At 43.6% G+C, this 20,222-nt stretch carries 20 protein-coding genes; 14 read left to right on the top strand and 6 right to left on the bottom strand.

All coding sequences use genetic code 11. The features are described 5' to 3' along the window. Window positions 1-81 precede the first annotated feature (81 nt). Window positions 82-1,848: an EAL domain-containing response regulator gene (locus tag NMG48_RS21340; protein ID WP_271253397.1), complete on the top strand. Its 1,767-nt coding sequence runs from the start codon at window positions 82-84 to the stop codon at window positions 1,846-1,848. Between the two features lie 90 nt (window positions 1,849-1,938). Here NMG48_RS21340 and lpxB read toward each other — a convergent pair whose 3' ends face one another. Further along, entirely contained in the window at window positions 1,939-3,120 is a 1,182-nt protein-coding gene (gene lpxB / locus NMG48_RS21335) for a lipid-A-disaccharide synthase (RefSeq protein WP_271253396.1), read from the bottom strand. Window positions 3,121-3,239: 119 nt separating this feature from the next. Between lpxB and rpmI the strand changes: the two genes are divergently transcribed. The 3 genes from rpmI to NMG48_RS21320 all read left to right on the top strand — a co-directional run bounded on the left by rpmI (window position 3,240) and on the right by NMG48_RS21320 (window position 4,952). Continuing rightward, window positions 3,240-3,437, top strand: a complete 198-nt coding sequence (gene rpmI / locus NMG48_RS21330; RefSeq protein ID WP_126386243.1) for a 50S ribosomal protein L35 — start codon at window positions 3,240-3,242, stop codon at window positions 3,435-3,437. Window positions 3,438-3,508: 71 nt separating this feature from the next. Then, window positions 3,509-3,862, top strand: coding sequence for a 50S ribosomal protein L20 (gene rplT / locus NMG48_RS21325; RefSeq protein ID WP_271253395.1), 354 nt, complete (start codon window positions 3,509-3,511; stop codon window positions 3,860-3,862). 298 nt (window positions 3,863-4,160) lie between these two features. Then, window positions 4,161-4,952, top strand: coding sequence for a transporter substrate-binding domain-containing protein (locus NMG48_RS21320; protein ID WP_271253394.1), 792 nt, complete (start codon window positions 4,161-4,163; stop codon window positions 4,950-4,952). A gap of 119 nt (window positions 4,953-5,071) precedes the next feature. Here NMG48_RS21320 and NMG48_RS21315 read toward each other — a convergent pair whose 3' ends face one another. Then, window positions 5,072-5,596: a DUF1993 domain-containing protein gene (locus tag NMG48_RS21315; RefSeq protein WP_271253393.1), complete on the bottom strand. Its 525-nt coding sequence runs from the start codon at window positions 5,594-5,596 to the stop codon at window positions 5,072-5,074. Between the two features lie 355 nt (window positions 5,597-5,951). On the opposite strand from NMG48_RS21315, the gene NMG48_RS21310 reads away from it, so the two are divergent. Next, entirely contained in the window at window positions 5,952-7,412 is a 1,461-nt protein-coding gene (locus NMG48_RS21310; RefSeq protein WP_271253392.1) for a trypsin-like peptidase domain-containing protein, read from the top strand. A 39-nt stretch (window positions 7,413-7,451) separates the two neighbouring features. On the opposite strand, the gene gatA is transcribed toward NMG48_RS21310, so the two are convergent. Further along, window positions 7,452-8,912 (bottom strand): Asp-tRNA(Asn)/Glu-tRNA(Gln) amidotransferase subunit GatA, encoded by a 1,461-nt coding sequence (gene gatA, locus NMG48_RS21305; RefSeq protein WP_271253391.1) that lies wholly within the window; start codon window positions 8,910-8,912, stop codon window positions 7,452-7,454. Window positions 8,913-9,037: 125 nt separating this feature from the next. On the opposite strand from gatA, the gene NMG48_RS21300 reads away from it, so the two are divergent. From NMG48_RS21300 to msrA, 5 genes are all read left to right on the top strand, one after another. Further along, window positions 9,038-9,448, top strand: a complete 411-nt coding sequence (locus tag NMG48_RS21300) for an STAS domain-containing protein (protein ID WP_126386247.1) — start codon at window positions 9,038-9,040, stop codon at window positions 9,446-9,448. A gap of 425 nt (window positions 9,449-9,873) precedes the next feature. Next, window positions 9,874-10,266 carry a Mini-ribonuclease 3 gene (locus NMG48_RS21295; RefSeq protein WP_271253390.1) on the top strand — a complete coding sequence of 131 codons (393 nt, stop codon included), beginning with the start codon at window positions 9,874-9,876 and terminating at the stop codon, window positions 10,264-10,266. Then, complete coding sequence (gene rlmB / locus NMG48_RS21290; protein ID WP_271253389.1) at window positions 10,263-11,744, top strand: 23S rRNA (guanosine(2251)-2'-O)-methyltransferase RlmB; 1,482 nt, start codon at window positions 10,263-10,265, stop codon at window positions 11,742-11,744. Before NMG48_RS21295 ends, rlmB begins: the two co-directional genes overlap by 4 nt. Before the next feature lie 148 nt (window positions 11,745-11,892). Next, window positions 11,893-12,189 carry a DUF1816 domain-containing protein gene (locus NMG48_RS21285; protein ID WP_271253388.1) on the top strand — a complete coding sequence of 99 codons (297 nt, stop codon included), beginning with the start codon at window positions 11,893-11,895 and terminating at the stop codon, window positions 12,187-12,189. A 214-nt stretch (window positions 12,190-12,403) separates the two neighbouring features. Further along, window positions 12,404-13,060, top strand: a complete 657-nt coding sequence (msrA, locus tag NMG48_RS21280; RefSeq protein WP_345961296.1) for a peptide-methionine (S)-S-oxide reductase MsrA — start codon at window positions 12,404-12,406, stop codon at window positions 13,058-13,060. A gap of 138 nt (window positions 13,061-13,198) precedes the next feature. Here the strand turns inward: msrA and NMG48_RS21275 are convergent, their stop codons facing one another. Both NMG48_RS21275 and NMG48_RS21270 read right to left on the bottom strand, forming a co-directional pair. After that, window positions 13,199-14,455: a lipid-A-disaccharide synthase gene (locus NMG48_RS21275; RefSeq protein WP_271253386.1), complete on the bottom strand. Its 1,257-nt coding sequence runs from the start codon at window positions 14,453-14,455 to the stop codon at window positions 13,199-13,201. A 133-nt stretch (window positions 14,456-14,588) separates the two neighbouring features. Then, on the bottom strand, window positions 14,589-15,041 hold the full coding sequence (locus tag NMG48_RS21270; protein ID WP_271253385.1) for a DUF29 domain-containing protein: 453 nt from the start codon (window positions 15,039-15,041) through the stop codon (window positions 14,589-14,591). A 170-nt stretch (window positions 15,042-15,211) separates the two neighbouring features. On the opposite strand from NMG48_RS21270, the gene btpA reads away from it, so the two are divergent. Together btpA and NMG48_RS21260 are read left to right on the top strand one after the other, a co-directional pair. After that, on the top strand, window positions 15,212-16,075 hold the full coding sequence (gene btpA / locus NMG48_RS21265) for a photosystem I biogenesis protein BtpA (RefSeq protein ID WP_271253384.1): 864 nt from the start codon (window positions 15,212-15,214) through the stop codon (window positions 16,073-16,075). Window positions 16,076-16,164: 89 nt separating this feature from the next. Further along, the gene (locus tag NMG48_RS21260) at window positions 16,165-17,064 is read left to right on the top strand and encodes a vitamin K epoxide reductase family protein (protein WP_271253383.1); all 900 of its coding nucleotides are present in this window, start codon (window positions 16,165-16,167) and stop codon (window positions 17,062-17,064) included. A 43-nt stretch (window positions 17,065-17,107) separates the two neighbouring features. Here the strand turns inward: NMG48_RS21260 and NMG48_RS21255 are convergent, their stop codons facing one another. Beyond that, window positions 17,108-18,082 carry a phosphate ABC transporter substrate-binding protein gene (locus NMG48_RS21255; protein WP_271253382.1) on the bottom strand — a complete coding sequence of 325 codons (975 nt, stop codon included), beginning with the start codon at window positions 18,080-18,082 and terminating at the stop codon, window positions 17,108-17,110. Between the two features lie 173 nt (window positions 18,083-18,255). Between NMG48_RS21255 and NMG48_RS21250 the strand changes: the two genes are divergently transcribed. Beyond that, complete coding sequence (locus tag NMG48_RS21250; RefSeq protein ID WP_271253381.1) at window positions 18,256-19,614, top strand: cytochrome c biogenesis protein; 1,359 nt, start codon at window positions 18,256-18,258, stop codon at window positions 19,612-19,614. An 18-nt stretch (window positions 19,615-19,632) separates the two neighbouring features. Further along, entirely contained in the window at window positions 19,633-20,199 is a 567-nt protein-coding gene (locus NMG48_RS21245; protein ID WP_271253380.1) for an aspartyl/asparaginyl beta-hydroxylase domain-containing protein, read from the top strand. The last annotated feature ends 23 nt before the right edge of the window (window positions 20,200-20,222 follow it).

Genomic DNA, 20,222 nt, shown 5'->3' with positions numbered 1-20,222 from the left:
CACTCTGGAAAGCTAAAATTATAGACTCATTAGTTGAGTAAAGCTCATAAAATACATGGAATGTTACAGAGGTTACACAAAATGTATGCCTTACTAGTTATAGAAGATGATGATGATATTCGAGATAACATTTGTGACATTCTTGAACTGTCAAAATATCGTGTTATTTCCGCAGCAAATGGACGGGAGGGATTGGAGCTTGCCAAGCAGCAAACACCAGATTTAATTTTATCTGATGTGCAAATGCCTGAAATGGATGGCTATGATCTTTTGGCGGAAATTCGTCAAGATCCAAGACTGACAATAATTCCCTTTATCTTTTTAACTTCCTTAGCTGATCGCCAAGATTTACGCCAAGGTATGTTAAAAGGGGCTGATGATTATCTCACTAAACCATTGAATCGTGAGGAATTACTAGAAGCGATCTCAGCTCAGCTTAGTAAAAAAGCGAAAGTCGATCAACATTATCAAGAAGTTGCCCAAAATATTGCTCAAAATATTGCCCAAGAACAGTTAGACCGTCTCCTGTACTTTGACACCTTGACTCAACTTCCTAATCGACTAGCTTTAAGAGAGCATTTGGACAAGGTAATTGCCGAGACTTTACCGTTATCTCCGATTCCCATTCTGCTTATCGATATTGATCGCTTTGCGATGATTAATGATTCAAGGGGAGAAGAATTTGGGGATATCCTTCTGCAAGTAATTGCACAACGCATTATCGATACAGTTCACGAAGATGATACGATTTGTCGTCTCAGTGGAGATGAATTCGCGATCATCCTATCAACATCTAATCCCAAAGCAGAAGCTGATAATGTTGCTAAATCTTTATTGGAATCTTTTGCTACACCATTTGTTGTGGGAATGACTGAGGTGTATGTCACTGCGAGCATTGGTATTTCTCTCTATCCCAAAGATGCCAATGGGATCATGCAGCGAGCTAATCTGGCCTTGCAAGAAGCTAAGCGTCGGGGTGGTAATTGTTATCAGTTTTTTGATGAAGCGCAAATTAGGATGCCGCTAAGCTTAGAATTACAGACAGACTTACACCATGCTCTTGATAATCAAGAATTTGAACTTCACTATCAGCCTCAGGTAAATATTGCCACAGGAGAGATGTTTGGGTCGGAGTCCCTCATTCGTTGGAATCACTCCTCTGAAGGGACTGTTTCTCCAATGAAGTTCATCCCGATCGCTGAGAGCAATGGTTCTATTATTGAAATTGGTGAATGGGTTCTCAAAACTGCATGTCAACAGGTAAAAGCAGCTCAAAAGTTGATCTACCACAATGCCATTCAAAATGCTGGAACGGATCTCCAAAATTTAAATGTTCCCTCACTCAAAGTGTCTGTAAATCTTTCGGGAAGACAATTTCAACAACAGAATCTCAATAAACGCATCTTAGATATTTTGGAAGAAACCTCTTTCGATCCTCAGTATTTAGAACTAGAGATTACAGAAACTACAGTTGTCCATAACATTGATGCTAGTTTAGCTAAGTTGATGGAATTAAAAGCGATTGGTGTAAAGCTATCCATTGATGATTTTGGTACAGGATTCTCCTCGTTAGCCTATATCAAGAAGTTTCCCTTAGATACTCTCAAAATCGATCGCTGCTTTGTGCAGCATATTGATACTGATGCTCAAAATCGGGCGATCGCCAAAGCCATTATCACGATGGCAAAGAGTCTTGACTTCAAGACCGTTGCTGAGGGTGTAGAAACTCAAGGTGAACTCAAAGTTCTGCAAGATTTAGGTTGTGATAGCATTCAAGGCTATTACTACAGTCGCCCACTCCCCTTTGATAGGTTCTGTACCTTTATTACCGATGGCAAACGCCTATAGTTTGTAACTGCTTAGGGTTCTGTGATTTAGATTTTTTGTGGCACGGCGAAGCCGTGCCACAAAAATTATGTCCTATAGATAGGTGCTTGTTTACAAATAATCAATAATTGCGTCAGCTACACGGTTAATAGCGCCTTGTTCGCCTAAGCTTGACCTTACTCTTGTATAGCCATCAAGCATAGTCTGCCTCGCCTGTGGATTAGTTAGCAACTCTAAGCCACTCTCCGCGATCGCTTCAGGAATGGCATCATTTTGAACAAATTCAGGGACAACTGATTCCATATTTACCAAATTGACTGGCGAAATGAATGGCAATTGCAGCTTAACAATGTAACGGGCAATCCAAGCCGTAATCGCACTAACTCGATATAAAATCACCTGCGGTACATTCAGCAAAGCTGTCTCTAAGTTCACCGTTCCCGATTTACTCAGTACCAAATCGGCAGCACTGATGGCTACTTGAGATTGTCCTGAAATAATTGTGGCATTAATGTCATATTCCTTGAGTAACTTCTCAACTTCGGGGCGATAACGCTCTAGGGATAGCGGCAACCAAAATTTGACGTGGGGTAACTTGGTTTGGATAATTTTGGCAGCCTTCAGAATGATGGGCATGACTGATCGGAGTTCTTGGGTACGAGATGCTGGCAATAAAGTCACGACCAAATCATCATCAGCGATACCTAACAGTTTCCGAGAAGCCATGCGATCGGGAATTTTTGCCATCAAATCTACAAAGGGATGTCCGACCCATTGCACATTTGTCCCTTGCTTTTCGTAATAAACTGCCTCTTGGGGGAAAATCGCTAGCAATTTGTCAGTAAAAGCAGCGATCGCCTTGGTGTTTTTGTCATTAAAAGACCAGACCCATTCTTGGGGTGCGATGTAATAAATTACAGGTACATTTAGCACGCGCTTGGCAAAGTAACCCATACCTTGATTGGGCATCATGTAATCAATCAGGACGGCAACATCGGGTGGCGAATTTTTTAAGGATTTCTTGGCATTTTCCTGTAGCCGAATCGTTGGCAAAATGTACGGTATAGCCTCAACAGCACCAATTGAACCAATACCCACAGTATTACCAAGTAGCTTTGCGCCCACAGCTTCCATGCGATCGCCACCCAGTCCAATAATCTCTAGCTCAATCCCTTTAAGGGCAGCCCGTTCTTGTAATGCTTCAATTAAAATCGCCCCATGCCAGTCGCCTGACACTTCGCCTGTACTGATAAATATGCGGCGTTTCATTTTAATTTCTGAGCTAGATTCCATATTGAATTGTAAAAGTAGTTTGTGCCATATTATTTCACTTCAAATTTCAATCTAAAGTGCAACATATCGCATTTCATTATGGTACACTCGTAAAGGTCAAAAATTTGGACTAGAAAGAAGTGCCTAAGCTCAAAACTCGTAAATCTGCCGCCAAGCGATTCAAGGTGACGGGTAGCGGCAAGTTTGCTCGCCGCCACGCTGGTCGCAACCACCTACTAGAGCATAAGTCCACTGCCCGTAAGAGCAGATTGGGTCAAATGGCTATAGTTGACGAAACTGATAATGACAGAGTAAGCGCAATGATGCCTTACGCCTAAGAGGTTTTTACAGGGTGCTAAGCATCCTGTAAAAAATTAAATAAAAAACAAATCACGATAATAACGAAGCCATGACGAGAGTAAAACGCGGTAACGTAGCTAGAAAGCGCCGCAATAAGGTATTAAAATTAGCCAAAGGCTTTCGCGGATCGCACTCTAAGCTGTTCCGCACTGCTAACCAGCAGGTAATGAAAGCTCTTCGTAACGCCTACCGCGATCGCCGCAAGAAGAAGCGCGATTTCCGTAGTCTTTGGATTACCCGCATTAATGCTGCGGCTCGCCAACAAGGTCTGAGCTATAGCAAATTTGCTGGTCTACTGAAGAAAGCAAACATCGATATCAATCGTAAGATGCTTTCGCAAATTGCGATCCTTGATCCTCAGGCATTTACGGCGATTGTCGATAAAGCCAAGTCTCTTGCTTAGAGAATGTACTCACACCGCAGAGCGGTAGAGTGTTTATCCTCTTAGTTGAATAAAAAAATTAAACAAAAAAGCTCGGCTATTAGCTGAGCTTTTTTGTTTAGGGACGCGCAGGAAAATAAGGAACCGATTTTTTGTGGTGCGGCTTTGCCGCACCACAAAAAATCGGTTCCTTGTTAAATCGCAGAACCCTTAAGCTTTTTTGTCACCTAAATGTCACCTAAAATAAGTTATCTTGGTCAAGTGTTTAAAAACGACAGATTTGACCAAATTTTTTTGGATTTTTTGAGGAGAAGCTTCTGTGAGGAAAGCGCAGAGGAATATTGGGGTATTAGTCACGATCGCCATATTTTTGCTGCCTCTAAACAGGGCAAATATGGTGATTGCTTCGGAAATCACTCCAGAAATCAATACCATTGATAAAATTCAAAAGCGCGGCAAGTTATTGATTGGGGTCAAAGATAATCTGCCACCCTTAGGATTTCGCGATCGCGATGGCAATTTATCAGGGTTAGAAATTGACATTGCCCGTGAATTAGCCAAGGAGCTAAATCTTCCCATAGAGCTTGTGCCATTAAAAAATCGCGATCGCCTGTCCGCATTACAAAATAATCAAGTGGATTTAGCGATCGCCCAAATTACGGTCACAAATAATCGTTCACGCCTAGTTGATTTCTCGTTGCCATACTACACCGACAGCACCATTGCGATCGCTCAGCGTGACCTCTCCATCCAAGAACTGCGACAACCGATAGCGATCGCCGTTCTCAAAAATTCGGCAGCGATCGCTGTGATTCAATCACAATTTCCTAAGGCAGCAATTATTGGAGCTAGTTCCTATCAAGATGGTTTAGATGCTTTGCAATCGGGCAAAGTTAAAGCTTTTGTGGGTGATCGTAGCAGTCTCACTCAATGGCTAAAAGAGCATCCTGACTACGCGATCATTGGTCAACCTTTAGCCGTTCATAGTTTAGCGATCGCTTTACCGCGTGGAATACAACATTTAGATTTTCGCGATCGGGTCTTTGCTATTGTGGAGAAATGGCGCAAAAATAGCTGGCTGACAGACAGGGTGAAATATTGGGGACTGTAGACTATTTCAGTGATTAACTAAGTAGTTGGGCGCAATTAAATATAAAAACCTAAAAGCTGTGGCGCACGCGCAGCGTGCGCCACAGCTTTTGGTTCTATTTTTTAATTATGCATAGCTACTTATCCATTATCCTGATGTTTTACGAAGGGCAAGAAATGCTTCATAAAATCGCGCTTGCCGATTGGTGCTCCTGCCATCCGCATAATGTCATAGGCCGTCGTCATGTGGAAATAAAAGTTTGGCATCAGAAAATCATCTACATAAATGAGTCCAAGGACTTCCGCATACAACCCTTGTCCAAAATCAATGCGCTTTATCTCTGAAAGTTTTACATCAGCAACATTGATACTCTTCAGCAGTTCTTGAGTCGATGCAATATGACCATGAGCTTCAGCTAAAGAGTCTACATTCGGGTTGAGGTTGCTTTCCGCCTGTCCTAAGCACCACAATGCAAAGTTACGGGGCTGGTTGCAGGTAAATGCAATCTGTGTACCGAAAGGAAACATATCAGGTGCTATACGTTGCTGCAATAGAGACCCTATACTCTCTCCGAAATGACTCTCCGCTACATCTAAGAGATGACTCAAGGTATCTAGTCTAGAACTGAAGATATTTTGTAGAGCTCTGATCTTCTGACTTTCCATAGGATTTCTACATCTGATATAGCTATAGCAATTTTAAATGTTTTATGGAAGCGTAACCCTTCACGCTTCCATAAACCCAAAAATCTGCACATACTAAATATTTTCACAATTGGTAAGGCAGTATAGATTTTGGAAACAAGAAGCTGTAGTAGATGGTCTACATTGGTGTTATAGCAGTTTTCAATTTGCCGTCAGCAAAATGAAAGAGCAAAAACCTTACCGAGATTAATTTTTTGTTTTTAAATGAGCATATAGCGTATACCAATCTAGTGAAGTAGAGGGTTGTGTCCCCGCCGAAGGCGGGAACACAACCCAAAGCGCTATATGCTCATTTGAAAACTGCTATAGATAAAAAATGACTGTGTTTGAGGATGGCGTTGTGGAAAAAGAGATAAAAAAGGGGATCAACAAGAGCATCAAAACAAGCTTTGTGAATTTGCTTGCCTCTAGTTTTTTGCTTAGCATTGGTATGAGTGCGATCGCAACCCTTCCTTTCGTTGCATCCACCCCAGTTCATGCCCAATCCGATGAAGATACGAATATTCGCGTTTATAAATTAGCTAGTCCTGCGGTTGTATCTATCCAATCTCAAAGTGGTAGTGGCAGTGGCTCAATCATTGATCCTACGGGGTTGATTTTGACCAATGCCCATGTTGTGCGGGGTGTCACTACAGTCAATGTTGTCCTCAGCGATAAGCGTCGATTTCGTGGTGTCGTGATAGCTAGCACCCGCAATCCAGATCTTGCCTTGATTAAGCTAGAGGGCGTGACGACCAGTTTACCGACAATTCCGATCGCGACTTCCAGTGGTATTCAAGTGGGGCAGCGAGCTTTTGCGATTGGGAATCCCTTTGGGCGCTTTGCGGGGACACTCACCACAGGCATCATCAGCCGTATCGATCGCGATCGCAAATTATTACAAACCGATGCTGCCCTCAATCCTGGAAATTCGGGAGGTCCTTTGCTCAATAGTCGTGGTGAACTGGTGGGCGTAAATACCGCAATTTTTACACCTAACTCTACTAATAGCGGTATTGGACTAGCGATCGAAGCAGATACCGTGAATCAATTTATTGCGGCTGTCCGCCAAGGCACGATTACGAATAATTCCACAGCTAGTCTGCCAAGTCCCAGTACCTTGACCCTTGATGGCAATGCGATCGCTGCCACTCTCAATGCCAATGACAAAACCTTGCCCGATGGTAGCTATTACAAAGCTTATCAATTTCAAGGTCAAGCAGGTCAATCGGTGGTGATCGAGATGCGCGGTAATGGTATCGATCCCTATTTAGTGTTATTTGATCCGAAAGGGCGCAAGATTGCAGAAGATGATGATGGCGGTGGCGGTAAAAATGCTCGTCTTGCTATTACCTTACCTAGCACAGGCAGATATACGCTCTATGCTAATTCCTACGAAGTCGGGGAAGCTGGCTCCTTTACAATCTCAGGACGTTTGAGCAATAACTTCACCGCAGATGCAACAGGCGATCGCGAAGTGCTTTTGCAAAAAAATGGCATTTTAGGCTCTCAAAGTCGTGTTTTAGCTAGGGATGGCAGTCTTTTCGACACCTTTAGTTTTAATGGACGAGCAGGGCAAGTTGTGAAAATTGAGCTAATTAGCGCTGATTTTCATCCTTATTTAGTTCTATTTGCCCCAAATAGCAAAGTTTTAAAGGAAAACAATGGCTTACCTAGCCGTAATAATGCCTCTATGACCGTTGAACTACCTTTCACAGGAACCTATAAAACGATAGTCAATGCGTTCGATCGCACAGGTAGAGGAGCTTATCAACTTATTGTGAAAAAGTTGCGATAAATCCCAACAAAAAAGCCTTGCTCTGCAAGGCTTTTTTGTTTATAGCGTAGGTTGGCGCTTGTGCCATTCCGTTGATTGCTCATAGGCGTAGGCAACTTGCAGCAACACGTCTTCTCGCAAGACATTAGCAACTAACTGGAGACCGATGGGTAAACCTTTAGAGTCAAACCCGCAGGGAATGCTAATTCCAGGTAGTCCCGCAAGGTTGACAGGAATAGTCATCAAATCCGATAGATACATCCCAAGGGGATCTTCAGTTTTACTGCCAGCTTGGAAAGCGGTAGTCGGAGCTGTGGGGCAGACTAAAACATCAACTTTTTCAAAGGCTTTTTGGAAGTCTTGCACAATCAAAGTTCTGACTTTCTGCGCCTTCAGGTAATAGGCATCGTAATAACCTGCGGACAATACATATGTCCCAATCATGATCCGTCGCTTGACCTCTGCCCCAAAGCCTTGTTCGCGAGTATTTTCATACATACTCAGCAAATTATCGGCATTTTCATCCCGCAAGCCATACTTTACGCCATCATAACGAGCGAGGTTTGCTGATGCCTCTGATGGAGCAATGATGTAATAGGTGGGCAATCCATAACGGAAACGCGGACAGGAAATTTCGTAGACCTCTGCACCCATGCTCTCGAAATGGGCGATCGCTTTTCTGACCGCAGCTTCTACTTCACTATCTAAACCTTCGCCGAAGGTTTCGGTAATCACTCCAACTTTTTTGCCCTTGAGGGATTGAGTCAAATCAGGGGTTAATAAAGCTGCATAGTCAGGAATCTCTGTCTTAATGCTTGTTGAATCCTTAGGGTCATAACCTGCGATCGCGCCCAAGAAAATTGCTGCATCTTCAACGGTGTTAGCAAAAGGTCCAATTTGATCGAGGGATGAAGCAAAGGCAACTAACCCAAATCTGGAAACTAGTCCATAGGTAGGCTTTAGTCCTACCACACCACAATAGGAAGCAGGTTGACGAATCGAGCCACCCGTATCGGAACCTGTAGCAATGACACATTCACCGCTAGAAACTGCTGCTGCCGAGCCACCTGACGATCCTCCCGGAACATAGTCCGTATTCCAAGGATTCGTAGTCTGGGCGATCGCTGAATTTTCTGTAGAGCTACCCATTGCAAACTCATCGAGGTTGGTTTTACCAACCATCACGGCTCCAGCTTCGCGCAATTTTGCCGTAATCGTTGCTTCATAGGGTGGTACAAAATTTCTGAGCATATTGGAGCCACAGGTGGTAGGCATCCCTTTGACGCACATATTGTCTTTCATGCCAAGGGGGACACCTGCCAGTGCTGGCAAGGTTTCACCTGCGGCGATCGCGGCATCAATGACCTTTGCTTGGGCGATCGCCACTTCGGGAGTAACAGTGACAAAACTATGTAATTTCGGTTCTAGCCGATCAATGCGATCTAAAAACTCTTGAGCAATTTCAGTTGCTGATCGCTCTTTATTGATTAAGGTTTGCCGAATTTGGGCGATCGATGACATAAACAATCTGATGGGTTATTGGGCAGAATCCCAATTATAAAACTAAACCAGCTAATGCTAACGATGGGGTAATTTAACAAATTTTCTGGACAAGTGCCGAGAAAGCAAATACAATATACCCGCAAATTAAGGTACGTTCGCACCGCTTGGAGGTCATTATTCCTGAACCGCTAACCCTGACTGTGAGTTTACGAGGCAGCCGCGAAGTCAAGGACACCTATCAATTGATCCGCCTCACAGGTCTTCTCGACGCTTTCTCTGAGCCAGCCTTTAAAAAGGTAATTGGCAAATGCGTTGAGGATGGTCCTTCTAACGTGATTTTAGATCTGTCAACCATTGATTTTGTCGATAGCTCTGGTCTTGGGGTTTTGGTGCAAATGGCAAAAAAAACTCAGGGACTGAATGGTACTCTTCAGATTATTACCAATCCTAGAGTTACTCAAACTGTCAAACTAGTTCGCTTAGACCAATTCCTGTCGCTCCAGACCTCAATCGATGAAGCTCTGGCAAAAATTGATCAACCCAAAAAGGACTAGTCTAAAGTCAATCACCAGCTAGATATATCGAGATAAAACTCGACGTAAAAATTTAATACTTGAGTCGAGCAAAAAAATTGAACAAAATTTCGTGCTAGACCTTTGGGGAGATTAAACGGGGCAAATCTTCTTGTTTTTATATATATGGTGAAATCAGACTACAGGATTCAATAGGCTTGCTAGTGTTATTTCACCGAAGAATAAAAACCTCTATCTAAATCTATTGTCTTGAGATTGTGCCGATTTAGGCAGAATCAACTTATGATGTAAGTAAGACAAAATTTATCAACACTGATGGGCAAGCATTGCTTGCCCATCAGTGTCTAAAATAAATGTAAATGTTAAGTATCTAAGTCAGTATCTAAACATTTTTGTCTAAACGTAACTTAAGCAAACTAACTATCGTGTAACGGCATTATTCTGTAATGTCTCTTAGCCTAACCATTGACAATATCGCTGAGATTCCAGCTTCTGCTCTAGCCTATATTGGAGACGCTATCTATGAAACGCAGATGCGATTGCATTACTTACTCCCGCCACGCACTGCTAAGCAATATCACCAACTTGTAGTCAGTCAAGTTAGAGCAGAGCAACAAGCCAAACTTCTTGAAAAACTTGATCTTACAGAATTTGAGTCCGATCTCGTAAGACGCGGACGCAACGCTGCGGGATCTGTTCCACGTAAAGTCGATCCTAGTATTTATCAAAAGGCAACAGGATTTGAGGTGCTGATTGGTTATCTTTACTTAACTGATCGCGATCGCCTCGACCAAATTTTTACTCAGCTACTTAGCCACATCGATCCCCCATCGCCATGACATCGCAACCCAAACTGAAATCGAAGAAGAAAAAGTCCGATAGAGACGTAGATAGAAATTTCGAGAGTCGTCCAGAAAAGTCTTTCGATAAATATTCGGACAAGCGTACTGACAGCCGTGCTGGTAAATATTCAGACAAATATGCTGATAAGCGCTCGGATAAGCGTCCAGACCGAGCCTCTGACAAGTCCTTTGATAAACCTTACAAATCCTCAGATAGAAGCTTTGATAAGCGCTCAGATAGCCGCTCTGATTCTAAGTATTCAGGCAAATCTGACAAGTATTCAGACAAATATGCAGATCGTCGTCCCGAAAAGAGTTTTGAGAGACGAGCAGATGCATCTGAACCTAGGTTCGATCGCAAGTTTGACAAGCCGATCGCCAAAAAGATTGGGGACAAGTTTGCTGAAAAGAAGTTCGGCGATAAAAAATTCGGTGATAAGAAATTTGGCGATCGCAAGTTTGATCGGGATCGCCCTGAGCGCTCTGATCGTGGCAATCGCGATTTCGGTGATCGCCCTGACCGTAAATTTGATCGCTCTGATCGCGATCGCAATTTTGGTGATCGTCCTGACCGCAAATTTGATCGCGATCGCAATTTTGGCGATCGCCCAGCGGTTCCCAACTTTGAAAGACGCTCTCTCCCACCCGTTGGGCGCAACTTCGATCCCGATGGCGAGCTAGCGATTGTGCCACCCAGCCAAGCTGAAGCAAATCCTGATATTGTCTATGGTCGTCATGCCGTTGAAGCAGTACTAAATAGCGATCGCAGCATTAACCGTATTTGGGTCACACCCAGACTACGCTACTCTGCTGACTTCTTGCCCCTCATTGATGAAGCAAAATCAGGAGGAGCTGTAGTTGATGAAGTGGACAATACCCGCCTTGATCGGATTACTGAAAATGGCAGACATCAAGGGATCGCAGTTCAAGTTTCTGCCTATGAATATGCGGATCTTGATGAATTGATTGTGAAGGCAAAAGAGAAATCTGCTAACCCTGTGATTGTGATTGCTGATGGCATCACTGATCCCCATAACTTGGGCGCAATTATTCGTAGTGCTGCTGCCCTTGGCGCACAAGCTCTCGTGATTCCTCAACGTCGTGCCGCAGGCATTACTGCCACTGTCGCTAAAGTTGCCGCAGGTACATTAGAAATCTTGCCCGTTGCCCGTGTGGTCAATCTCAATCGTGCCCTTGAGAAAATTAAGGAAGCTGGTTTCTGGGTTTATGGAACTGTCGCAAGCGCAGGTGATGCCATTCACAAAGCCAAGTTTACTGGAGCGATCGCCTTAGTAATTGGTGCAGAAGGAGAAGGATTGAGTCTTTCTATTCAGAAAAATTGCGACTTCCTCGTATCTATACCTTTAGATGGAAAAGTAGAAAGTTTAAACGCATCGGTGGCGACTGGAATGGCTCTGTACGAGATTTTTAGACAACGTTGGGTCAATACGTTAAACCTGAACAATTTGTCTTGAAGTCATGTTTTAAGTTATATAAACATATGGAGGGAAAGATTTAAATTGAAGCACTGCTTTTTTAAGTTATATTAAGTTAAGGTAGAAACCGCCTTGAATTTAAGTCTTTCTCATTCACCTAAACCATTCACTTTAGCTATGTAAACTCATGGGTGGTAATTTGTTTAAGAATATCTTTACCTCAGTTCTCGAAACGTTTGGTTTGGCTGTGTGGGTCGAAATTGTCACCGATTCACCACGTTGCACCTATTACTTTGGTCCTTTCATTGATGAATCTGAAGCTGAGACTGCAAAAATCGGCTATATAGAAGATTTGGAATCAGAAGGCTCGAAAGGTTTGGCAGTATCAGTTAAACGCTGTAAGCCTGAAAAGCTGACTATTTATGACGACTCACTGGATTTTAAGTTCGACCGTTTTCCTGCATTTAGCGGTCAGACTCTGTAGTCACTAAATTGATGAATGAATTCAGGGGCTGATGCCCCTAGTTTTTTATGAGATAAATGCATAAAGAGGATCTTTACAAGATCTATATCTGTGCATATCAGCGATCGCTGGATGTCAGTTTAACTATTAGAACTTTTTCATATAACAATTCAGCACCAAATGAGGGGTATACCTCTTATGCGAATGCTAAATATTTTTAACTTTTTTAGTGAGCATTATGTTATTTGGACTTGGTAAAAAATCAACACTTCCAACTGCGGCGGATGCTCTTTCTGGTAGAACTACAGCTATTCCTACGGCATCCCATCATTTTGTGAATGGCAATTCACTGAAACCACCTTTCCCTGAAGGGATGGAGACGGCGGTGTTTGGACTCGGTTGTTTTTGGGGGGCAGAACGTCGCTTCTGGCAACAAAAGGGTATTTATGTAACGGCTGTCGGTTATGCCGCAGGCTTAACACCTAACCCTACCTACGAAGAGGTTTGCTCTGGCATGACTGGCCACAATGAAGTTGTCCTAGTTGTGTACGATCCCAAGGTAATTAGCTACTCCGATTTGCTAAAAGTCTTTTGGGAGTCCCATAATCCCACTCAGGGGATGCGTCAGGGCAATGATCATGGTACTCAATATCGCTCAGGCATTTATGTATACAACGATGTCCAACGCAAGTTAGCGGAGGATTCGCGAGAAGTATATCAAGATGCCCTGAAGGCTTCGGGAATGAAGCAAGGTATTACTACCGAAATTCGCGATGTAGGCGAGTTTTATTATGCTGAGGGCTATCATCAGCAATATCTTGCTAAAAATCCCAATGGCTATTGTGGTTTAGGTGGTACAAATGTTTGCTACCCTGCTGCCACAGTCGCTTAAATTGTAAAAAGAGTTCGCATTGCGAACTCTTTTTTGTTAACGCGAGTTCGGGATAATTTAAAACGGTCTTTGAGAGAGGGTTTGCGTAGCAAACCCTCTCTCAAAGTGCAAATATAAAAGCCTCGCATTGCGAGGCTTTTATATTGCGTTGATGACCATTGCGGCGAGTTTACTGGCTGCACCTGCTTCTCCGCAGACTTGTTTTAAGCGATCGCGCATTTTCTCTAGTTCTTCAGGATGATCCAGATAAAACAAAATTTGCTCCGTAACTTGGGTGGGCGTAAGTTCTCCTAAAAGTTCTGGCACGATCACTTCACCTGCCCAGATGTTCGGCCAAGCTAGTAATTGACCTTTTTTCTGAATTTGAGAAATCAGGGTGGAATTAATTAATTTGGCTAGTACCTTACCTAGTATTGGCGCAGTTGCCAATAATCCCAATATTCCATCCCAACCAACCTTTATATCCGCAAAATTTGTTGGCAAAAGGACGATCATCGGTTGATGAAGCGAGGCAAGCTCCGCAGTATTTGCGCCAACGGTAGTAACGCATAGTTGACTACTCTTGATGAGAGCATGGGCAGGGAATTCACGATGAATCTTGATGGTTGTTCCCTTTGTGGTTAATAAGTTGCTATCGACCAAGTTTGCCGTCGATCCCTCACTATCTGCGGTCGGAAAACTGAACTGGGCATAGGTCGCTAAAATTTCGGGTGTCGTCGTAGGCGCAAGGGCGATCGCTAGTTCAATGTCAGGATACTTTTGGTGCAAAATATCGGCGATCGCCACAACTAGAGGCACACCAATCTTCAGTTTGTGTCCCTTTGATCCTGGCATAAAACAAATGCGCTTCTGGGAGAGCGATTCTGATTGCGGCTGGGAATCTAGGCGATCCACCATTAAGTCCCCAATTACCTGTGCTTTGTGTCGAAATGAGCTAGGAATTTTAGTGGCGATCGCCTCATTTCGCACTGCAAAAAAATCCACCCAGTGATACCATCTTGCCTCCCACTCGGCATAGATTAGAGTTTTGTAGCCCAGTCGTTTAGCGATCGCTAAGGCAAAAAACTGATCCCCTCCCAGAAATACGACAATGCCCTGCTTTGCCCATGGCCAATCAGGAGTTCTGCCCCACAGGAGAAAATCAAAAAACTGTTCCTGCGGCAAGACGCGATTGATATTGGGAAAACTTTTGGCGAGTTGCGCTTCCTGTCCACTAGCATTTTGACAAGGGGCAATGGCGATCGAGATCCGAGTTTTTGCGGCATCATCGGGCGATCGCCACGCGCTTTCCAAAGCTTTCAAAAAAGGATATACCCATGTAGTCAGCTCCCCTGGTCCATTGGACAGGATCAGGATATCCGTAGAAATATCTGTGACAAGAGGAGTGGAGAGCATGAATAATTACCGATTTTTCTTCCCAATCATAAACCCAAAATATAAATATTAAGTGGCGGCGCTAAGCGCCACCACTCATATTAAAACCCTGTATGCGCGTGCGTTATAGGATCTATCGAGTCAAGCGTAATAGTTATTCCCAAAAATCAACATTGATCATTGTGTCGATATCTCGCCCAAATTGCCATGTATCGGGGAATTGGTAATCAGGATATTCAATCTTGAGCCGCTTTAAAGAAGTTTCAAAACAATCATCAAACATTTTCAAAAAGTGACGCTTGAGGCTAGGGGACTGTCTGAGCAATGATTTTAGTTCATCTCGTTGCTCGAATATTGTTAACAGCCAGCCGCGATAACATTCAGGCATATCGACATAGCATCGTTTCAGGATATGTTCGATTAATCTTTTGAGTCTGCTCTCAATCTCACGTTTGTTACTGCCTGACAAGCCCTCTAACTCCTCTATTAAATTTTCGACATCAAGATTGTGAAAGTCACCTGCTTTTAATTGGGTGATCACAGTCTCTAACCACAGATCAAGATCGCGCTCGTACAGGGTCAATGGTGGTGCAATTGCTTGAGTCATTTATTTTGCTCCTTTGCTATTGGCGCGATCGCTAAAACTCATTTTCTGTATTATCGCCAGAAATTGAAATGACGGGATCGAATTCACGATAAAATTATGCACTCATAATCGAGTTAAATTAAAAGCTAGTAACTGAGCTTTTTACCCAAATTTTTATAAACATCACGCATGTGGATTTAATTAGTTTATTTGATACACCAAAACCCGTAATAGGGGTCATTCATCTTTTACCATTGCCTACTTCACCGCGTTGGGGGAGCAGCCTTAAAGAGGTCATTGATCGAGCCGAACAAGAAGCTACTGCCCTTGCCGCAGGCGGAGTCCAAGGAATTATCGTAGAGAATTTTTTTGACGCTCCCTTTACCAAAGATCGTGTTGATCCTGCGGTGGTTAGTGCCATGAGTCTGGTTGTGCATCGTGTCAAACAGATGGTGGGTATCCCCGTGGGCATTAACGTTTTGAGGAATGACGGTCATAGCGCGATGGCGATCGCCTCCTGTGTAGGCGCTCAGTTTATCCGTGTCAATGTCCTCATGGGCGTAATGGCAACCGATCAAGGCATTATCGAAGGTGATGCTTATCAACTGCTGCGTTATCGCCGCGAACTCGGTACAGATGTGAAAATCTTTGCCGATGTTTTGGTCAAGCACGCTCAACCCATTTCTGTGCCCCAAATTACCGCGGCGGTTCACGATACGATTCATCGCGGACTTGCCGATGCCGTGATCCTATCGGGATGGGCAACAGGCAATCCACCCACAGCTGAGGATCTTAAGGAAGCAAAGCTTGCCTGTGGTGACACGCCGCTATTTGTTGGCTCTGGCGCAACATGGGATAATGTGCCGCAACTGATGCAATATGCTGATGGTGTTATTGTTTCCAGTTCTCTCAAGCGAAATGGTCAGATTCAACAGGCGATCGATCCGATTCGGGTTAGCCGTTTTGTTGATGCTGTCCGTTTGGATATTGCTAATCGCAAAAAAAATCTGGCTGAAGAGCAAATATTGCGATCGCCAACAGTTTCGATTGGATAAAAGTAGATTGAATAAAATCTTATAATTTGGAAATCATGGTGCAATATGCGCTGTGATTTTCAACGGGGCTATTAGCAGGTAGGTACAAATTGTCTGGAACGAATACGCGAAAACGATCTGAGCCTTGGTTGCATCGATGGTCGCACCCTGCGATCATTGCGATCGCTATATTTGGCTTTTCGCTTACAACCTATTTAACCGTCACACACTTCTTTGGGCAAAAAGTTGCTCTTTGTGATGTTCAAGGCAGTGGTTGTGACCTAGTACTAAGTAGTGAATATGCCAAAATCTTTGGTATTCCCCTCACGATTTTTGGAGCTTTAGGCTATCTGACTCTGGGGCTTCTGGCTGGAGTGCCAATGTTGCTAAAGCGCGACGATCCTAAGGAGCAAGCCAAAATCAAGGAAGTTGCCAATTTCTTGATGTTTATGGTGTCGTCATCAACATTTGTGTTTAGTGGTTACTTAATGTATCTACTTGCCTCAGGTAAAGTTGACAGCATTAACGGGCAACCACAGTTCTGCCTTTACTGTGTCACCTCCGCGACAAACATGGCTTTAATTTGGTTGCTGACAGTATTTGGCAACTCTTGGAAAGATGTGGGGCAGTTATTCTTCACTGGTGCGATCGTGGCAATTATCACATTGACAGGTACTGTTGGTGTCTATGCTAGCCAGAGTAAACTTGCTGTGCAAAGTAACTCTTTTGCTGGAAGGCTTGCCCAGCACTTAAATGCCACCAATGCCAAGATGTATGGCGCATATTGGTGTCCGCATTGTTTGGATCAGAAAAAAAGGTTCGGCGACGCTCAGAAACTAATTCCTTACATTGAATGCGATCCCAAAGGCGAAAAGCCCCAAACGCAATTATGTATAGACAAGGGCATTAAGGGTTATCCCACTTGGGAAATTAATGGCAAGATGGTTTCAGGCGATCGCTCTTTAGATGAGCTAGCCGATTTATCAGGTTATACAGGCGAGCGTAAATAAAATTATCAACTCATAAAAAAAGGGATGCATTGCATCCCTTTTTTTATTGCATAGGAATGAATCCTAATTTTTGGACAATCTGCTGACCTTGAGGCGAAAGGGCAAACTCGATAAAGTGCTTAACAACGGGGCTAGTTGTTTTCTTGGCTCCTAAAAACAAACTACGACTAATCGGATACTTACCAGATTTAATCGCAGCGATATCAGTGGCATTGATGCCATCAATTGGCACAATTCTGACTATTTCCTGCTTTTCCACTTGAGAGACTGTGGCGTAACTAATGCCATTGTCACCTAAATCTCGCAAAATTGCTGTCGTTTCATCCTGTTTCCAAGTAATGAAGTTAGGACTATCAGCAGGAAAGCTTTGACCGAGTAGGACGATATCTTGAAAAGCTTCTCTAGTGCCGCTTGTGGTTGCGCGATTAATTACTTTGATTGGTTGATTTGTGCCACCAACTTGTGACCAATTAGTGATTTTGCCCTGATAAATATCGCGGACTTGATCCTTGGTTAAATTGCCTTTAAAGGGATTGTTAATGCTCACCACTACCGCGATCGCATCTTTAGCGATCGGTACTAGTTGGACACCTGCTTGGGCTTCAGTGGCTTTGAGGGGGCGTGAGGTTGCAGCGATCGAGATCGAGCCACTTATCAGATTTTGCAAACCTTGACTAGAGCCATTGGGTTTACCATCAGGCAATCCAAATGTGGTGGGGATATTCGGATTAACTTGGCTATAGGCAGTCCGCAGTTCTTTAATTAACGTCACCATCGTGGTGCTGCCGTCAATTTCCAAAACATTGGGATTGGGCAAAGATGTATCAAAATTTAAGCTAGTTGGAGCTGGCGCACTGGTTTTAGTCGCTGTAGGAGATGTTGCTTCAGGTGTGGCTGTCGAAGTGGGAGATTGAGTTGGTTTACTCTGCTGCGAGAAGAACCAATAGCCACCACCAGCAATCCCTGCTGTGACCAGTAATGACAGAACTAAAACTGTAGTTTCTTTGCCCTGTGACATAAATTTTAAATACCTAGATATCTGGCATAACTTTAGCGTGAATTTAAATAAAGAACCGATTTTTTGTAGCACGGCTTTGCCGTGCTACAAAAATTGACTTTTAACCCTTAACGAAGGTCAAGATAAACATATGAGCTAAGATCTAGTCTAGAAGTAGTAATCATTGACGTGACGTGTTTCAACAACTCCGATTTCAGGCAAACCAAATTTGGCGACATCAGGTCGTGGCAGTCCTTGCCAATCTCAAGGTAGCGATCGCCCTTTTATTATTAATTGCCCTGTTTAGCATCCTTGGCACGGTGATTGAGCAGGGGCAAACCCTTGATTTCTATCGCGAAAATTATCCTGAACATCCTGCCCTATTTGGTTTCTTGTCGTACAAAGTGATTTTGGCGATCGGACTAGAACATGTTTACGGTAGCTGGTGGTTTCTCACTTTACTGATTTTGTTTGGCACAAGCCTTACTGCTTGCACTTTCAATCGTCAATTGCCAATCCTTAAGGCTTCTAAACGTTGGTTTTACTACACTAAGCCCCAAAGTTTTGCGAAACTGCCCCTTGCCACGGAAATTGTCGGCGGCAATCTCACCCAGTTAGCACAGTCATTACAGTCTAAAAATTACAAGGTATATCAAGCTGACGATCGCCTTTATGCCCGTAAAGGACTTGTTGGCAGAATTGGTCCCATCGTCGTTCATGCCAGTATGTTATTGGTTTTAATTGGCTCGATCTGGGGTTCGATGACAGGCTTCATCGCACAGGAAATGGTTCCCAGTGGCGAGACATTTCAAGTAAAAAATATTACGGAAGCAGGGATGTGGTCGGCTTCCCAAGTTCCCAAGGATTGGTCAGTGCGGGTTAATCGCTTTTGGATTGATTACACACCGACAGGAAGAATTGATCAGTTCTATTCCGATTTATCGGTTCTCGATAAAGATGGCAAAGAAGTTGATCGCCAAACGATCCATGTGAACAAGCCCTTGAAATATAAGGGAGTCAGCTTCTATCAAGCAAACTGGGATATTCACGCCATCAAATTTACGCTCAATAATAGTCCTGTTCTGCAATTACCTGTCAATAAATTAGAATCTCAAAACGGTGGGCGACAAGTTTGGGGAACATGGATTCCTACTAAGCCTGATCTCAGTGCAGGAGTGACACTGATTACACCAGACTTGCAAGGTACTTTCTTGATTTATGACGAGCAAGGAAATCTGCTCACTACAGTGCGAACTAATGGTAAAGCAGAAGTTAATGGTGTTACCTTTACGTTAAAAGAAGCGATCGGTAGCACAGGCTTACAAATTAAAGCTGACCCCGGAATTCCCATTGTTTACGCAGGATTTGGACTGTTGATGTTGGGTGTAGTGATGAGCTATATCAGTCATTCACAGGTATGGGCTTTGCAGGTTGGCGATCGCCTTTATGTCGGAGGCAAAACCAATCGTGCCCAAGTCAGTTTTGAGGCAGAATTAGTCGATGTTACGAGTGTGGTTGATAGTCAGGCGATCGCTTCTGGAGTTGCTGCCTAATTACAGTTAAATAAACTTATGTATAAAAATTCTCAAGATTTTCCTTTTACCAATATTTTAGAAGACAATTGGCTGACTGTGCGCCGCGAACTCGAACAACTCAGCGATCGCAGTTTTGTGGAATGGCCAGAAAAGCACCTCTATCAAGATGGCTGGGATATTTTTGGTTTGTACGCCTTTGGCATGAAGCTAGATAAAAATTGCCAACTCTGTCCCGAAACCACCAAACTTGTCGAACAAATTCCGCATCTCGTCACCGCAGGTTTTTCCTCCCTCAAGCCCGGAACCCATATCAAGCCCCATACTGGCTATCCTGATGGAGTGCTACGTTGTCATTTGGGCTTAGTCGGTTGTGAAGGATGTGGGCTGAGAGTTGGCGATGAGACACGCGGCTGGGAAGAGGGGAAGACCTTCGTATTTGACGACACCACCGAGCATGAGGCATGGAATCGCGGCACACAAACTCGCATCGTTCTACTCTTAGATTTTAAATATCCTGTAGATGAAGAACAGTCCAATAATTTAGAGGATAAGAGTGTAATGGAATTGCTCAAGGGAGCTTTGCCATTCTTTAAGAAGAAGTAAATCTATTTGTAATTTGGAGGAGG

Source organism: Pseudanabaena sp. Chao 1811, from assembly GCF_027942295.1.
In the GTDB taxonomy this organism is placed as follows: Bacteria; Cyanobacteriota; Cyanobacteriia; order Pseudanabaenales; family Pseudanabaenaceae; genus Pseudanabaena.
Note: the sequence above shows the minus strand (reverse complement) of the source record. Positions and strands in the feature narration are given on the sequence as shown.

Coding starts and splice junctions, on each gene's coding strand:
- lpxB (WP_271253396.1), bottom strand. CDS start 3,120: ATGGAATCTAGCTCAGAAATTAAAATGAAACGCCGCATATTTATCAGT.
- rlmB (WP_271253389.1), top strand. CDS start 10,263: ATGACATCGCAACCCAAACTGAAATCGAAGAAGAAAAAGTCCGATAGA.
- NMG48_RS21340 (WP_271253397.1), top strand. CDS start 82: ATGTATGCCTTACTAGTTATAGAAGATGATGATGATATTCGAGATAAC.
- NMG48_RS21275 (WP_271253386.1), bottom strand. CDS start 14,455: ATGCTCTCCACTCCTCTTGTCACAGATATTTCTACGGATATCCTGATC.
- gatA (WP_271253391.1), bottom strand. CDS start 8,912: ATGTCATCGATCGCCCAAATTCGGCAAACCTTAATCAATAAAGAGCGA.
- NMG48_RS21295 (WP_271253390.1), top strand. CDS start 9,874: ATGTCTCTTAGCCTAACCATTGACAATATCGCTGAGATTCCAGCTTCT.
- NMG48_RS21310 (WP_271253392.1), top strand. CDS start 5,952: ATGACTGTGTTTGAGGATGGCGTTGTGGAAAAAGAGATAAAAAAGGGG.
- NMG48_RS21285 (WP_271253388.1), top strand. CDS start 11,893: ATGGGTGGTAATTTGTTTAAGAATATCTTTACCTCAGTTCTCGAAACG.
- rplT (WP_271253395.1), top strand. CDS start 3,509: ATGACGAGAGTAAAACGCGGTAACGTAGCTAGAAAGCGCCGCAATAAG.
- NMG48_RS21315 (WP_271253393.1), bottom strand. CDS start 5,596: ATGGAAAGTCAGAAGATCAGAGCTCTACAAAATATCTTCAGTTCTAGA.
- NMG48_RS21245 (WP_271253380.1), top strand. CDS start 19,633: ATGTATAAAAATTCTCAAGATTTTCCTTTTACCAATATTTTAGAAGAC.
- NMG48_RS21255 (WP_271253382.1), bottom strand. CDS start 18,082: ATGTCACAGGGCAAAGAAACTACAGTTTTAGTTCTGTCATTACTGGTC.
- NMG48_RS21270 (WP_271253385.1), bottom strand. CDS start 15,041: ATGACTCAAGCAATTGCACCACCATTGACCCTGTACGAGCGCGATCTT.